14 protein-coding genes are annotated in these 14,799 nt (G+C 68.3%); 7 read left to right on the top strand and 7 right to left on the bottom strand.

Annotated features, from left to right (window positions below):
* Positions 1–5: 5 nt before the first annotated feature.
* Positions 6–635 carry an energy transducer TonB gene (locus ACE3QC_RS07890; protein ID WP_374407005.1) on the bottom strand — a complete coding sequence of 210 codons (630 nt, stop codon included), beginning with the start codon at positions 633–635 and terminating at the stop codon, positions 6–8.
* 375 nt (positions 636–1,010) lie between these two features.
* On the opposite strand from ACE3QC_RS07890, the gene ACE3QC_RS07885 reads away from it, so the two are divergent.
* Both ACE3QC_RS07885 and ACE3QC_RS07880 read left to right on the top strand, forming a co-directional pair.
* On the top strand, positions 1,011–1,868 hold the full coding sequence (locus tag ACE3QC_RS07885; RefSeq protein ID WP_374407003.1) for a hypothetical protein: 858 nt from the start codon (positions 1,011–1,013) through the stop codon (positions 1,866–1,868).
* Between the two features lie 89 nt (positions 1,869–1,957).
* Positions 1,958–3,283: a homoserine dehydrogenase gene (locus tag ACE3QC_RS07880; RefSeq protein WP_374407001.1), complete on the top strand. Its 1,326-nt coding sequence runs from the start codon at positions 1,958–1,960 to the stop codon at positions 3,281–3,283.
* 16 nt (positions 3,284–3,299) lie between these two features.
* Here the strand turns inward: ACE3QC_RS07880 and ACE3QC_RS07875 are convergent, their stop codons facing one another.
* On the bottom strand, positions 3,300–3,866 hold the full coding sequence (locus ACE3QC_RS07875; protein ID WP_374406999.1) for a hypothetical protein: 567 nt from the start codon (positions 3,864–3,866) through the stop codon (positions 3,300–3,302).
* Positions 3,867–3,922: 56 nt separating this feature from the next.
* Between ACE3QC_RS07875 and glpX the strand changes: the two genes are divergently transcribed.
* Positions 3,923–4,903 carry a class II fructose-bisphosphatase gene (glpX, locus tag ACE3QC_RS07870; protein WP_374406998.1) on the top strand — a complete coding sequence of 327 codons (981 nt, stop codon included), beginning with the start codon at positions 3,923–3,925 and terminating at the stop codon, positions 4,901–4,903.
* Positions 4,904–5,075: 172 nt separating this feature from the next.
* Here glpX and ACE3QC_RS07865 read toward each other — a convergent pair whose 3' ends face one another.
* The 3 genes from ACE3QC_RS07865 to ACE3QC_RS07855 form a co-directional block, all read right to left on the bottom strand.
* Positions 5,076–5,540 (bottom strand): hypothetical protein, encoded by a 465-nt coding sequence (locus ACE3QC_RS07865; RefSeq protein WP_374406996.1) that lies wholly within the window; start codon positions 5,538–5,540, stop codon positions 5,076–5,078.
* 117 nt (positions 5,541–5,657) lie between these two features.
* The gene (locus ACE3QC_RS07860; protein ID WP_374406994.1) at positions 5,658–6,266 is read right to left on the bottom strand and encodes a putative toxin-antitoxin system toxin component, PIN family; all 609 of its coding nucleotides are present in this window, start codon (positions 6,264–6,266) and stop codon (positions 5,658–5,660) included.
* On the bottom strand, positions 6,229–6,690 hold the full coding sequence (locus tag ACE3QC_RS07855) for a helix-turn-helix domain-containing protein (RefSeq protein WP_374406992.1): 462 nt from the start codon (positions 6,688–6,690) through the stop codon (positions 6,229–6,231). Before ACE3QC_RS07855 ends, ACE3QC_RS07860 begins: the two co-directional genes overlap by 38 nt.
* Positions 6,691–6,943: 253 nt before the next feature.
* Between ACE3QC_RS07855 and ACE3QC_RS07850 the strand changes: the two genes are divergently transcribed.
* Positions 6,944–7,879 (top strand): ribose-phosphate pyrophosphokinase, encoded by a 936-nt coding sequence (locus ACE3QC_RS07850; protein WP_374406990.1) that lies wholly within the window; start codon positions 6,944–6,946, stop codon positions 7,877–7,879.
* Between the two features lie 6 nt (positions 7,880–7,885).
* Here the strand turns inward: ACE3QC_RS07850 and ACE3QC_RS07845 are convergent, their stop codons facing one another.
* Complete coding sequence (locus ACE3QC_RS07845) at positions 7,886–8,893, bottom strand: helix-turn-helix domain-containing protein (protein WP_374406988.1); 1,008 nt, start codon at positions 8,891–8,893, stop codon at positions 7,886–7,888.
* Positions 8,894–8,947: 54 nt separating this feature from the next.
* Here ACE3QC_RS07845 and hisN point away from each other — a divergent pair, with 54 nt between their 5' ends.
* The 3 genes from hisN to ACE3QC_RS07830 are packed head-to-tail and all read left to right on the top strand — an operon-like array spanning position 8,948 to position 12,583.
* The gene (hisN, locus tag ACE3QC_RS07840; RefSeq protein WP_374406986.1) at positions 8,948–9,739 is read left to right on the top strand and encodes a histidinol-phosphatase; all 792 of its coding nucleotides are present in this window, start codon (positions 8,948–8,950) and stop codon (positions 9,737–9,739) included.
* Between the two features lie 35 nt (positions 9,740–9,774).
* A complete protein-coding gene (locus tag ACE3QC_RS07835) occupies positions 9,775–11,778 on the top strand; it encodes an LTA synthase family protein (protein ID WP_374406984.1) in 2,004 nt (667 codons plus the stop codon).
* A 25-nt stretch (positions 11,779–11,803) separates the two neighbouring features.
* Positions 11,804–12,583 (top strand): SDR family NAD(P)-dependent oxidoreductase, encoded by a 780-nt coding sequence (locus tag ACE3QC_RS07830; RefSeq protein ID WP_374406982.1) that lies wholly within the window; start codon positions 11,804–11,806, stop codon positions 12,581–12,583.
* Here the strand turns inward: ACE3QC_RS07830 and ACE3QC_RS07825 are convergent.
* Positions 12,580–14,727 (bottom strand): AsmA family protein, encoded by a 2,148-nt coding sequence (locus tag ACE3QC_RS07825; protein ID WP_374406980.1) that lies wholly within the window; start codon positions 14,725–14,727, stop codon positions 12,580–12,582. The genes ACE3QC_RS07830 and ACE3QC_RS07825 overlap by 4 nt on opposite strands.
* Between the last annotated feature and the right edge of the window lie 72 nt (positions 14,728–14,799).

Genomic DNA, 14,799 nt, shown 5'->3' with positions numbered 1-14,799 from the left:
AGTCGTTAGTCCGGAATCTCCCAGCGAACCGAACCGGAGAAGTTTCCGGCAACCTCGTCGCCATTGCCGTTGGTGGCGGGATCGAAGCGTGCTCGGCGCTGGATGAGGCTGCAGGTGGCGTCCTTGAGTTCGGACGGCGCGGAACCACCGGTGACCGAACACGATTCGACGCGACCGTTGGCGCCAACCCGAAGGGTGAACGATGCCGTGCCGGTGTATTCGCGCGAAATCCAGCTGCTGCGATAGTCCGACGTGGTGACCCAGCCGCCGTTGCGGGGCGAAGGGTTCTTCGGCTGGAACCGCGGCGGCGGCGGCGGCGGCGGAGCCGGCGGTGCCGGCGGCGGCACGCGCAGCACCGGCGGAGCGGGCGGCGGAATCGTCGGCTGCGTCCGGATCGGGGGCGGCGCCGGAGCGATGCTGATCGGCGGCGGCGGCGCGACCGGCGGCGGCGGAGCCGTGTCCGGCTCGGGCGGCGGCGGTTCTTCCGGCGGCTCCTCAGGCGGCGGCGGCGGCTCCTCGATATCGACCGTCGTCACGCGCTCGACCACTTTCGACACCGCCTCGTAGGCGAGGCCAGTGATCAGCGCATATCCGACCAGAAGATGGACGAGCGCCACAACGACTATGGCGATCATCCGGTTAGCACTCATTTGTTGGTCAGAGTAGGCCATTCAGTCGCTTCACTCCATCGTCTCTCGCCGGGCGCGGGCCCGGCGTCTCTCCTCACGACAAGCAAATCCCTTGCCAGAGGGCAATCCCAAATGTCCACCCTGCCGGCCGATACCCGAAGCGCGAAGGCCGTAAGGGCCACTGCGCCGGGAGGCCCGGCACGGGCCCGTCCGCGGCATCTTGTCTTATGGTTGCCCCGGACCGGCGCAATCCTTAGCTTCGATGCCAAACCCGCGCAAACGCTTTATCGGTTAACGGCCGATTCACGCGCGCAAGTCTTGGAACGCAGCAAGCGCGAATCGGTTCACGAAATTGCGATCCGGATTTCATACGGAATATTTATGGCCCATACTCAATATCTTAAAAAGCTGTCGATTCTGGCTGCGAGCGGACTGCTGGCGGCGTGTTCGGGCGCCTTGGCGCAGCCCGCGCCCGTCCCGCCCTCGCCGAACGGCGGCGCGACTTATGCCGATCTGGCCGACCTTGCGGACCGCGCCAATCTCGTGATCCATGCCGAGATTCGCGATCAGGCGAAGCTGTCCGCCGAACGCGCGCCCAATGTCACGCCGGGCCATGCGCGGCTCTATATCGAGGCGCAGACGGTCGCGCTGATCGGCGGCAGCAGGCCGATCGGCGAATCGCTCAGGTATCTGGTCGACGTGCCGGTGGACGAGGATGGCGATCCCCCGAAGCTGAAGAAGCAGCAGGTGATCCTGTTCGCCCGCGCCGGGCAGGGTCGCCCGGGTGAGGTGCAGCTGGTCGGCCCCACCGCGCAACTGCCGTGGAACCCCGAGTTCGAGGCGCGGCTGCGCCCGATTCTCGCGGAGATGGCCGAACCCGATGCGCCGCCCACGGTCGTCGGCGTGCGCGACATCCTGTCGATCCCCGGCAACCTCGCGGGCGAATCGGAAACGCAGATCTTCCTCAACACCGATGGCGAAGGGCCGGTTTCGATCACGGTCGTGCGTCGGCCGAACATGAGCCCGGTATGGGGCGTGTCGTGGAGCGAGATCGTCGACCAGGCCGCGCGCCCGCCGGCGCGCGACACGCTCGCCTGGTATCGCATCGCGTGCTTCCTGCCCGACCAGCTGCCGCGCGATGCGATGCTGTCGGACGATCCGGCATCGCAGGCGCAGGCGGCGGAGGATTTCGCGTTCGTGCAGCAGAGCCTCGGGCCCTGCCAGCGCAACCGCAGCTAGCGCGCGCCCAAGCGAAACTGGTTCCCTTGCCACCGTCCCGCGCGTTAGGGGCGGCGCCATGAAACACGCTGCCGATCTTCGCCGCCGTCATGGCTGAGCCGCTGCGCATCGCGCTCGCCGGGCTCGGCACCGTCGGCGCGGGCGTCATCCGCCTGCTCGATACCAACGCCGCCTTGCTTCGCGCCCGCGCCGGACGCGAATTGCAGGTCGTCGCGGTCAGCGCGCGCGACCGCGACAAGGACCGCGGGGTCGACCTGTCGCGCTTCGCGTGGGACGACGACATGACCGCGATGGCCGCGCGCGACGATGTCGACGTGGTGGTCGAACTGGTCGGCGGCGCGGACGGCCCCGCCCTGACGCTGGCGCGCGGAGCGATCGCGGCGGGCAAGGCGCTGGTCACGGCCAACAAGGCGATGATCGCGCACCACGGCCCCGCGCTCGCCGAAGCGGCGGAGACGGCGGGCACCGCGCTCAAATTCGAGGCCGCGGTCGCGGGCGGCATTCCGGTGGTCAAGGCGCTGCGCGAAGGCGCCGCGGCCAATGCGATCGAGCGCATCTACGGGATCCTCAACGGCACCTCGAACTATATCCTTTCCACGATGGAGGCGACCGGAGCGGACTTCGCTGACACGCTGGCGGAGGCGCAGCGGCAAGGTTTCGCCGAGGCCGATCCGGCGTTCGATATCGAAGGGACGGATGCGGCGCACAAGCTCGCGATCCTCGCCGCGATCGGGTTCGGCTCGCGGGTGGATTTCGCCGGGGTCGACTGCGAGGGTATCGCGCGCATCCGGGCGGAGGACATCGCCCGCGCCGAGACGCTCGGCTACGTCGTGCGGCTGATCGGCATGGCCGATGTCGAAACGGGGCCCGATGGCACGCCCGCGCTGCTCCAGCGGGTCAAGCCGTGCCTCGTGCCGAGGGGGCATCCGCTCGCGCACGTGACCGGGGCGACCAATGCGGTCGTCGCCGAGGGCAATTTCTCCGGTCGCCTGCTGTTCCAGGGCGCGGGTGCGGGCGCGGGGCCGACCGCGAGTGCGGTCGTCGCCGACCTGATCGATATCGCGCGGCAAACGAAGGAGGGCGGCGAGATCGGTGCGCCGTTCTCGATTCCCTCCGCCGAGATGGCGCCGATGGCGCGCGCCGAATCGGGGCACCGCACCGGCCGCACCTACCTGCGCTTCACCGTCGCCGACCGCCCCGGCGTGCTCGCCGAACTGACCGCCGCGATGCGCGATGCGGGCGTTTCGATCGAGAGCCTGATCCAGCAGGGGCGGCAGGAGGAAGGCGGTGAGGTGCTCGTCGCGATGGTCGCGCACGAAGGGCCCGAGCGGAACGTGGCGCACGCGCTCGAACTGCTGCGCGGGTCCGACAGCCTCACCGCGCCGCCGCTGTCGATGCAGATCCTCGAAGGCTGAGCGGCCGGCCAGCGCACTATTCGGGCGCATCATCCCCCGCTTCTTCCGCCTCCGGCGCTGCCGGGGGCTCGGGCGTGAAGTCGCCGTCGTTCCCGCGCGGGGCGAGGCCTCGGGCGGCGCGGTCGGCGTCCGATCCCGGCGGCGCGTCGGGCAAGGCGTCGAAATCGATGATATAGGCGGGCGGCGGCGGGCATTTCTGCAGGCCCGGGATGCACAGCTTGCCGACCGTGGCCGGCCCGCGGAAGATGCCGGGGCCGCCCACGTCGGGCGCGGGCGGGTTGCCCCGGTTCATGGTCTCGGCCGCGTATTCGTTCTCCGCCTCGTCGTCGGAGCGGACGCGGAACTGCGATTGTTCCTCCAGCCGGGCGCAGACGACGATCTCGTCGCCCTCCGGCTCTTCGCAGTCGGGCTGGGCGGGCTCGGGCGGCGGCGGACCGTAGGATTCGCGCATCGCATCGAACGCTTCGTCCACCGGGTCGGGGCCTGCGCTGGATCCGGTGCTGGATCCGCCCGGTGCCGTATCTTGGGCGGAAAGCGGCGCGGCGAGCAGCGCGCAGGCCAGCACCAGGTGGATTCTCGACATTCCCGCTCCCGCTGTCTAAGCGCGCAACCAACCACGTCCGAGGGACTGAATCCAGCATGAATCACAAGACTCCGGCCGCCGGCGCGCAACTCGATCGCGTCCTCGTCCTCGAACTGGTCCGCGTGACCGAAGCGGCCGCGATCGCCGCCAGCGCGCTGATCGGCCGCGGCGACGAGAAAGCGGCCGACGCCGCCGCGGTCGAAGCGATGCGGCGCGCTTTCGACCAGCTCGAGATAGACGGGACGGTGGTGATCGGCGAAGGCGAGCGCGACGAGGCGCCGATGCTCTACATCGGCGAGAAGGTCGGCGGCGCGCCCGGCAAGGGGCCGCAGATCGACATCGCGCTGGACCCGCTCGAAGGCACCACCATCACCGCCAAGGCCGGGCCCAACGCGCTCGCGGTGCTCGCCGCGGGCGAGAAGGGCTGCCTGCTCAACGCGCCCGACACCTACATGGACAAGCTCGCGGTCGGCCCCGGCTACCCGGAGGGCGTGATCGACCTCGCCAAGAGCCCGACCGAGAACGTGCAGGCGGTCGCCGCCGCGAAGGGCGTGGAGCCCAAGGACATCATCGTCTGCGTGCTCGACCGGCCGCGCCATGCCGATCTCATCGCCGAGCTGCGCGGGCTGGGATGCGGGGTCGTGCTGATCGGCGACGGCGACGTGGCGGGCGTGATCGCGACGACCGATCCCGAAACCACGATCGACCTGTACATGGGCCAGGGCGGCGCGCCCGAAGGCGTGCTCGCGGCAGCCGCGCTGCGCTGCGTCGGCGGACAGTTCAACGGCCGGCTGGTGTTCCGCAACGACGACGAGAAGCGCCGCGCGGCCAAGTGGGGGATCGAGGATCTCGACCGCATCTACAAGCTCGAAGATCTCGCCCGCGGCGACTGCATCTTCGCCGCCACCGGGGTCACGCCCGGCTCGCTGCTCGACGGGGTCAAGCGCCTGCGCGGCGGCAAGATGACCACCGAGAGCGTGGTGATGCGCGCGTCGAGCGGCACCGTGCGCTGGATCAAGGGCGAGCACCGGATTTGACACGGGCGAGCGGGAACCGCCCTCGCCAAGCAACTGACGGTCCTGCGCACCCCGAGAAAACACGTCAGGTGGATCAAGGGCGAGCACCGCATCTAGGCGTGCTCGCGCCCGGCCGCGCGATCTGGCGTGGACCGCCGACCCGGGGCCGATGAAAAACTTCGCCGCCACCGCTTCAGCCTCGCTCGTGCGGATCGCCGGGCCCGCGCCCGGTCCGCCGCGCCACGCGCAAGAGCGTTGAAATATCGGGCTTTGTCCGAATGCCGGCCATCGCCCCGCGATAGACCACCGGCTGCACCAGCGCGCGGTCGAGCCGCGCCATGAGCGTCGCAGTTGTCACCTTCCGGAAATCCTCGCGCGGCGCCTCGGCGCGCTCCCACCGGGGCAGCGACAGCACCCGGTCCCAGGCGTGGGCGAAGCTCTCCGCCCCGCCACGTGTCCGCAGGCGATAGGCGCTGGCCCGGCTCATCCCCACCGCCCGCGCCGCCGCGGTGACCGATCCGGTGACATAGAGCTGGACAAGGAACGCGCATTGCCGCCCTTCGCTCCACCCGTCGCGCCGCGAGCGCAGCGGGATGGGACGAAACCAGCCGGGACGGTGGCGAAGGGTGTGTGCGGGGGAGCGTGTGTTGGTGGCCATCGCGAGGGTAGGCCACAAGCGCAGGCGTGTAGGAAAGTGTTTTTGCGAGTTGGTGTACGCTGTTGCCGATCGAGACACGGGTAGGAGCAATCGGCCGCGGATGGTGCCTCAAGAGAGCTATATAATCGGGCGGAATGGATGCAGAACGGCGGCGGTCTTTGTCAGACCTTGCCGGGCCAATATGTCTAAATACTCCTCGGCCGAAATCTCGGGGTTTTTCAACCGCGCCCGCACTCGCTCAGCTGCAACAATCACACGAGCATTGTCGAAATCGAACTGGAATCGCACGAAATCATCGGGATGGAGCACCTCAATTTGGTATTTTGATGCGATGTCTGGAGGGAAATCTCTGAGATTGAAGGTGACAATTGCATCTGCGCCACAATGGATAGCGGCGGCTAATACATGCCGATCATCTGGGTCGGGCAGCTCAAGAGAGCCAACGAGATCCATATGGCCTTCGACCAAACAATCGAGCACGGCCGCATCCATCAGTTCCCGCGTTTTCTCCAGCTTCTGCGTTAAGAGGTCGGAGCGTTTTGCGAGTAGGTTTCTCATCCACTCATCGTGGATTTCGTTGCTCCACTTTGCTCGAAATAGCGATGCTGCCGCCATTTCCAGAAGGAGATCACGGACCGGTGCAGGGTAAAGCACGCATGCGTCGTAGACGACGGTATAGCGCGAATGCTTAATATCCCATGCCCTCTTCCTGCGCCTGCTTGGCAAGCTCGGAAAGGTTGTCTTCTCGTTCGCGCTCCCGTTTTGCTCGGTAAGCTTCCAAATCTTGAAAACGTACGCGGCGGTGAGTGCCTACTTTGTGATGTGGTAACTCGCCCGCCTCGAGTAATTTGTTTAAATGCGGGCGGGAGATGTTGAGCAAATTCGCTGCCTCCTGAGTAGTAAGTTCAGCATGGAGGGGGATCAGCGTAACAGCATTGCCTTGCGCCATTTCGGTTAGGATTTTTACGAGGAGCGGCGTCACCGCCTTAGGAAGTTGGAGATCGGTTCCATCTTCTAGGCGAACGCTCACAGAGTCCTTTGCTGCACGCGCCAGTTGGCGACTTGCGGTCGCCGCAAGCTCGGAATCAACTTCGTCCGGCACGAGGTTCGTGCCGGATTCCAAGATGTCAGCCATCAAGATGTCAGCCATTGAGGTTACTCCCTTCAATGTGGTCGCTATGAATCAATTCCGCCCCAAACGCAATATTCGAAAACCGGTTGCAATTCCGTTCAGATTTTTCCCATTCATTCCATGAGCGAGCGGGCATCCAACCACATTACCGTCCAATGTCCTCCGCGGAGCCGCGCCTAACCCATCGGGGACACCACCCACCCATAATGTTGCATCCCGCGCCCCCTGCGCTAAGCCCGCGGCAACCGATTCCCGCCAGCGAGGGCCAGCAATGAAGATCATGTCCGGCAATTCGAACCTGCCGCTCGCGCGCGCGATCGCGGGCTATCTCGAGATGCCGCTGACCGATGCCAGCGTCCGCCGCTTCGCCGACGAGGAGATCTTCGTCGAAATCCACGAAAACGTGCGCGGCGAGGACGTGTTCGTGATCCAGCCGACCAGCTTCCCGGCGAACGACAACCTGATGGAACTGCTGATCTGCATCGATGCGCTGAAGCGCGCCTCGGCCAAGCGGATCACCGCGGTGGTGCCCTATTTCGGTTACGCCCGGCAGGACCGGAAGCCCGGCCCGCGTACGCCGATTTCGGCCAAGCTGGTCGCCAACCTCGTCACCGAAGCGGGCGCCGACCGGGTGCTCGCGGTCGATCTCCACGCCGGGCAGATCCAGGGCTTCTTCGATATCCCGACCGACAACCTCTACGCCGCGCCGGTGATGGCCGCCGATATCCAGGCGCGCTACGGCGACCGCGACCTGATGGTCGTCAGCCCCGATGTCGGCGGCGTGGTCCGCGCCCGCGCGCTGGCCAAGCGGCTCGACAACGCACCGCTGGCGATCGTCGACAAGCGCCGCGACCGCCCGGGCGAGAGCGAGGTCATGAACATCATCGGCGAGGTCAAGGGGCGGCACTGCATCCTGATCGACGACATCGTCGATTCGGGCGGCACGCTGTGCAACGCCGCGCAGGCGCTGCTCGACCAGGGGGCTAGCTCGGTCGCCGCCTATATCACCCACGGCGTGCTGTCGGGCGGCGCGGTGGCGCGGGTCGACGGCTCGGTGTTGACCGAACTGGTCATCACCGATTCGATCCGCCCGACCGACGCGGCGCAGGATTCGAGCAAGATCCGCATCCTCACGATCGCGCCGCTGATCGGCGAGGCGGTGCGCCGGATCGCCGATGAAAGCTCGGTCTCCAGCCTGTTCGACTGAACCGTCTCAGCCCTCAATGTCGAACTCGGCCGCGGGGTCGCGCCACGGCCGGTGCGATTCGCTGCCGATCTCGGCCCCGCCTTCGATCAAGGTCGCCAGCCGGCGCGACTGGCGCAGCTCGATATTGAGCCGCAGCATCGGGTGCGCCCCGCGCATCAGCTCGCCGGGGGTGAAACCGAAGAAGCGCCGGACCTCGCGGCTCTGGTGCGACTGGTCGTAATAGCGCAGCTCCAGCGCCGCTTCCTCTTCGGGCAGGGCCACGCCGAGCAGCCGGGCCGCGGTGTCGAGCGCCCGGGCGCGGCGCATCACCTGCTTGGGCGTCAGGCCGAAATTGCGCTTTATCGTCCGTTCCAGCGTCCGCTGGGATATCGCGCGGTGCGCGGCGAAGCCCCCGATGCGGAAATCGGGGCGCGTCAGGCAGGCGCGGGCGAACGCGGTGGCGGTCGGGTCGGGCGGATCGGGCTTCTCGCGTGCCAGCCGGCGGCGCAGTTCGCCCTCCAGCGCGGCGAGCCAGTCTCCGTACCCCCGTTCCTGCGGGATCGACTTCGCGAGCGGGGCCGCCCCTGTCAGCCCGTCGAAATCGACGATCCGGTCGAGCATCGACGTCTGCTCCGGCAAGCCGAGGACCGGCGCGGCGCCCGCCCCCAGCATCAGGGTGATGACGCGGTAGGATCCGGCGACGCTGATCGGCATGTAGCGGGTCTGCGGGCCGAAATAGAGCGCCAGCCCCTCGCCGGGCTCGAACGTCATCGCGCCGTCGGCGGTTTGCGCGGTCCACGTCCCGCCGAACAGGATGCGGATCACCGGATTATCGCCGAGCATGCCGCAGTGCACGGTCTGATCCGGCGCAACCTCCCCCGCCGCCGCGCTGATCCACTGGAACCACGGCGCGAGGTCGGGCGCGGCCTTGCGTGACGCGGCCAAAGGCGCGCCCGCGAGCGTCGCGCCGGTCAGCGACCGGATCGGATTTTCCTTGCCCCCCACGGCGACCAAGTGCTCCCCTTCGTGTTGCATGTTCTGCCAAGGACAGTAGTGGCGTCAAGCCATCACCCCCGTTTCGGAGCATTCATGCCTGCATCCGCCAGCGACCTCGCGCTCGCCAACCGTCTCGCCGATGCCGCCGGAGAGGCGATCCGTCCGCTGTTCCGCGGCACCTGGACCGCGGAGCGCAAGCCCGACGCCAGCTTCGTGACCGAGGCCGACCGCGCCGCCGAGGAAGCGATGCGCGCGATCATCGAGGCCGAGCGGCCCGACGATGGGATCATCGGCGAAGAATACGGCAATCGCAATCCGGGCGCGGCGCGGCAATGGGTGCTCGATCCGATCGACGGCACCACCAGCTTCATCGCCGGGCGGCCGATCTTCGGCACGCTGATCGCGCTGATGGAAGGCGGCTGGCCGATGCTGGGCGTGATCGACCAGCCGGTGCTGCGCGAACGCTGGGTCGGCCGGGTGGGTCATGCGACGACCTTCAACGGCGCGCCGGTGCGCTGCGCGCCGTGCCCCGACCTCGCCGACGCGGTGCTCGGCACCACCAGCCCGCACGCGTTCTCGGGCGAGCAGGTCGATGCCTTCATGGGGCTGGCCAAGGCGGTGGCCGAGCGCAAGATCATCTACGGCGGCGATTGCTACAACTACGGCCTCGTCGCCTCGGGCCATCTCGACGTGGTGTGCGAAGCGGGGCTGAAGTTGCACGATTTCGCGGCGCTGGTGCCGGTGGTGGAGGGCGCGGGCGGGACGATGTGCGACTGGCAGGGCGAGCCGCTCAATGCGGATTCGACCGGGGAGGTCGTCGCGCTCGGCGATTCGGCGCGGCTGGAGGATGTGCTGGAGGCGCTCGCGGGCCACGCGCACGATTAGCCAATTGCTAAGCGATGCGCGCTAATGCCGCGCGCATGGCGACTCTACCGATCAGCGACGGCCCGGCCGGCCCAGCGCGCGGGCGAAGCGTAGCCGCGCGCCTGCTCGCGCTGTTCCCGTTCGCGCTGGTGGCGCTCGTCTCGCTCGTCGAGCTGGCGCTGGCAGATCGCAAGTACGGCCTGTTCACCGGCGGCTTCGGCCAGTCGCGCGCGGTCGATACGTCGGGCGAGGTGGCGCTGTTCCTCGCCGGATACCTCGCCGCGCAGGCGCTGATCGGGCTCGCCGGATGGGCGCTCGCGCTGCGCCTTGCGCGCCGCGGCCCGGCCTGGGCGGCGCTGTTCCTGTTCGCGCTGATAAATGGCGCGTTGTTCCTGGCGCTGCTTGTTGCGCAGTATCAGCTCCATTCCTATTTCAGCGACGCGGTCGGCTTCGCGCTGCTCAAGCAACTGGGCGGCGGCAGCCTGGTCGATGCGATCCTGTTCGGGTTGAGCGAGATCGGCGTCGCGCTGATCGCGCTCGTGGCGGTGATCGCGGCGGCGTGGATCGCGTGGAAGCTGCTCGCGCGCCTCCTGCCCGCCGACCTGCCGCGCTCGGCCCGCCCGCGCCGCGCGCTGTCGATCGGCGTCATCGCCGCGTTCTTCGTCTCCGCTATCGCCATCCCCCGCACCGGCAGCGACGCCGCGTTCGGCCTCAATCGCACGCTCGCCTGGCAGGGGCTGACCGGCACGCTCGACGCGCTGAGCGATGTCGACCGCGACGGCTACGGCCTGTTCGGCATCCAGCACGACAGCGCTCCGTTCGACGGCAGCCGCCACCCGCTGGCGCTCGATGTTCCCGGCAACGGGGTGGACGAGGACGGCTACGGCGGCGACCTCGCGCTCGTCCCGCTTGCCGCGCCGCTCGGGTCGCAGGTGTTCACCAGCGAGCGCTCGCATGTCGTAATCGTGGTGATGGAATCGACCCGCGGCGACGTGCTCGGCAAACGCGTGAACGGCAAGCTCGTCGCGCCCAATCTGGAGGCCTTGGCGGTGGAAGGCGGCGCCGTCCCGGCCTACAGCCATGTCGCCTTTACCACCGAAAGCCTCAAGTCGCTGTTCTCCGGCCAGCTCGCTCCACGTAAGGGCGGTCCCTCACTGTTCCGCGATCTGAAAGCGAGCGGCTACCGCATCGGGGTGTTCTCGGGCCAGCCGGAAGACTTCGGCGGAATATCCGAGACGGTCGGTATGCGCGGGGCGGCCGACGTCTACGTCGATGCCGAAACCCTGCGCGATAAGCGCGCCTTCGATTTCGCCGCGCAAGGGTCGCTGCTGGTGGACGAGAGCCACCTGCTCGACGCCTTCGACCGGACGCTGGGCGCGGAAGACTGGCAGGCGCGCCCGCATTTCGCCTATTTCAATTTCCAGTCGGCGCACTTCCCCTACCACCACGATGGCGTGCGCATGCGCGTGGCCGATCGTCCGATCGAGCGCGGCGCGATCGGTGCCGACCGGGCTGCCGAGGTGCAGGCAACCTACTGGAACGCGGTCGCCAACGCCGACGCCTGGCTGGGCGAATTGATCGCGCGATTGAAAGCGAAAGGCGTGTGGAACGATACGTTGCTGATCGTCACCGGCGATCACGGGGAGGACCTGTTCGAGGACGGCTTCCTCGGCCACGGCCATATCGTCAACCAGCGCCAGTTCGGCACCGTGCTGGTCGCCAACCGGCCTGGCATATTGCCAGCAGGCCCGCTGGCGCTGGCCGATTACCGCGCGGTGATTACCGCCGCGCTGCGCGGCGAGCCGCCCGCACCGCCCGCCGCGCCGCCGTTCCTCCACATCGGCCCACTCGACGCGCCGACCGCGATCGGGCTGGCGGGGCGGGGCACGCTCACCAGCCTGCGCCTCGATACCGGCGAGGCGTGCATGACCGAGCGCAGCCAGTGCGCGCCGCACGGCGACTTCACCGGCACCGACAAGGCCCGCATCGACGCCCTGATCGCCCGCTGGGGCTCCGAACGCTGGCGCGCGCACCGTCGAGAAGGCCAAGCCGGGCACTGACCGCGCGGTCCGGCGTTGGCCGGGCATGGCACATGATACGAAGACGATCGCAATCACCGGTGGCGGGGCGGGGATCGGGCGCGGGATCGCGTTGCATTTCCACGGGCTTGGCTGGCGGGTCGCCGCGCTCGACAAGGATGGCGCGGCGCTGGCGGAACTGGCCGCACTGCTGCCCGGCGATGCCTGCCTGACGCTCGAATGCGATGTCGGCAAGGAAGCGCAGGTGCGCCGGGCGTTCGGCAAGCTGGATGCGTGGCTCGACGGGATGCCGCTCGCCTGCCTCGTCAACAACGCCGGGATCGCCGATCCTTATGCGGGGCCGCTGGAGGATCTCGAACTCGCCGCATGGCAGGGCTGGATCGACGCCTCGCTCACCGCCGCCTTCCTCTGCACGCGCGAGGCGCTGCCGCTGCTGCGGCGCGGTGCCACGAACTCCGGGGGTGCGAGCGTGGTCAACATATCGAGCACGCGCGCGCTGATGAGCGAGCCGGAAAGCTACGCTTATGCCGCGGCGAAGGGCGGGCTCGACGCGCTGACCCACGCGATGGCGGTCAGCCTCGGCCCCGCGATCCGCGCCAACGCGGTGCTGCCCGGCTGGATCGAGACCGGCCCGTGGCAGAAGGCCGCCGACCGCAGCGAGCCCAAGCATTCGCAGCGCGCGCGCGGACAGCATCCGGCGGGACGCGTGGGGACGGTCGAGGATATCGCCGGGGCCGTCGAGTGGCTGGCGGGCGCGGGGTTCGTCACCGGCCAGCGCATCGTCATCGACGGCGGAATGACGGTGAAGATGATCTACGAGAGCTAGAAGATCCCGAGGAATTTCTTGCGCTGGCCGTCCTTGTCCTCGTCCGACTGCTCGCCGTCCTCCGATTTCGCGGTGGTGCCGCGGCCCACGTCGTCGCGCGCTTCGCCGTCTTCGGTCCGCTGCGCCTTTGCGCTCGCGCCCGCCAGCACCGGGCCGCAGGCGGCGGCCTTGGCGTCGCCCGGATCGACGAAGGCGAGCAGACCCGCCACCGGGCTGGCGACCGCCGCGATCCCGATCCCCGCGCCCGCGCGCCCGACCAGATCGCCGCTGATCGGGTCGATCGCGGGCGCGGCGAAATAGCCCTTCACGCCCACCGGCGACTGGCCGGAGAACAGGCTGAAGGTCTTGGCGTCGGCGCGCACCGCCATGTCGATCGCCTCGCTGCGGAAACTGAAGCCGCCGCGCCCGAGCATGACGTTCTTCTTCGTGTCGATCAGGATCGGGTCGGCCGCCGCCACCCCGTCGCGCACGGTGAAGGCGATCAGCCCGCAATTCACCTGCACCGGCTCCTTCAACTCGTCCTCGAACATCTTCTGTGCGAACGTGCCCAGATCCAGTTCGGCGAGCTGGATGTTGCGCGTCCAGAACGTGCCCGCCGGGATGATGAAGGCGATCCGCCCGCTCGAATGCGCGAGGCTCTGGCGCAGGCTGTCGCCCGTGCCTGCGAGCTGCACCCGCGCCGAGACGCTGCCGGTGGTGCCCGACTGCTCGGTGCCGAAGCTCGCCAGCAGCCGGCCCATGTTGGTCGGCGACAGGCGGATGTCGTAGGCGGTGCGGACCACCGGCTCGCGCGCGTTCAGCGCGATGTCGGCGGTGATCGTGCCGCCCGCGACATTGGCGGTGAGCGGCTCCATCGTCAGCAGCGAATCGTCGAGCCCCAGCGTCAGGTCGATATTCGACAGCGGAAAGCTTTCGGCGCGCACCTTCGCGACCTTGTAACGCAGCTCTGCGTCGAACCGCCGCAGCGCGTCGATCCGCAGCGTCGCGTCGGGCAGCACGCGCGGGCGGCCGTTGACCTGCCGGATCGCGCCCGCCTTGCCCATGTCGTCGAGCCGCCGGGGATCGTAGCCGATGAACGGGCCGACATCGACGATGTCGAGCGACTGCGTGGCGAGATCGGCGATCAGCTTGAGTCGTCCGTTCGGCGAGCCGACGCGCAGCGATCCAGCGAGATCGCTTTCGCCGAACACGCCCTTCAGGCCGGTGAACTTCCATTCCGACCCGTCGTAGGTCAGCGCCGACGTGAACCGGTAGGCGCGGGTGGACGGCACAGCCACGCCGAGGAAATCGAACAGGTTCGCGATATCGTATCCGCGCACGCCGAAGCGCAGGTCCGATCCTTCGAGCTGGGTGGCGGCGGGCAGGGTGCCCGACACGTCGAGCACGGTGCCCGAGCCTTCGGCGCGCAGGGCGAGGCGGTTGCTACCGCCCGCGATCGTCTCGTTCGGGCTGAGCAGGTTGCCCGCCAGCGTGAAGGGCCGTTCGCGCATCGTGCCTTCGCCGGTAAAGCGGATATCGCTGTCGAACCGGGTGTCCTTCGCCTGCACGGTCTCGAACCCGATATCGGCGAACAGCTGCAGCGGGGGATCGCGATAGACGAGCCGGCTGCCGCTCACCGTGCCGCGCTCTATCTGCGGTATCTCGAGCGGCTCTCCCGGCGTGTCGGGATCGCCGAAGGTCCAGGTGTTGCGCGTACCGTCTTCGTCGCGCTCCAGCGCGACCGCGCCCTGGTCGAGCGTCAGCCATTTCATCTTTCGCTGCCCGAAGATCAGCGGGAAGATGCGGATGCGCGTGTCGATCAGCCGCGCGGTGAAGAACTGGTCGGCCTCGGCCCAGTCGGGGTTCGAGATGCGCACGTCCTCGGCGAGGAACTTCACGTCGATCGGCGCGAAGTAGAGCTGGAAGTCGCCGCCGACCGATACCTCGCGCTCGAGCGCGGAGGAGGCGATGCCTTCGAACGGTCCCTTGAGGAAGCGCCCCTTGGTGACGAACAGGATCAGCCACACCGCGAACAGCGCCAGCAGCGCGATCGCCACCGTGCGCACCGCGATTCGCAGCGGTCGCGGGCGGTCGGCCAGCCAGCGCGGCGTCCAGGCCCGGCGGGCATAGTCTCGCGAGCGATCGAGAGTGGGCGCAATTGCCATGCAACGGAAAATCCGCGATCCTTCAGCGGGTTCCGCACGGCGCTTGCGTTCTTTGCGGGCACGGACTATTGG

It is taken from the genome of Pelagerythrobacter sp., from assembly GCF_041912895.1.
Classification (GTDB): Bacteria; Pseudomonadota; Alphaproteobacteria; order Sphingomonadales; family Sphingomonadaceae; genus Pelagerythrobacter.
The sequence above is the reverse complement of the archived record's forward strand: the minus strand, read 5'-3'. Positions and strand labels throughout refer to the sequence as shown.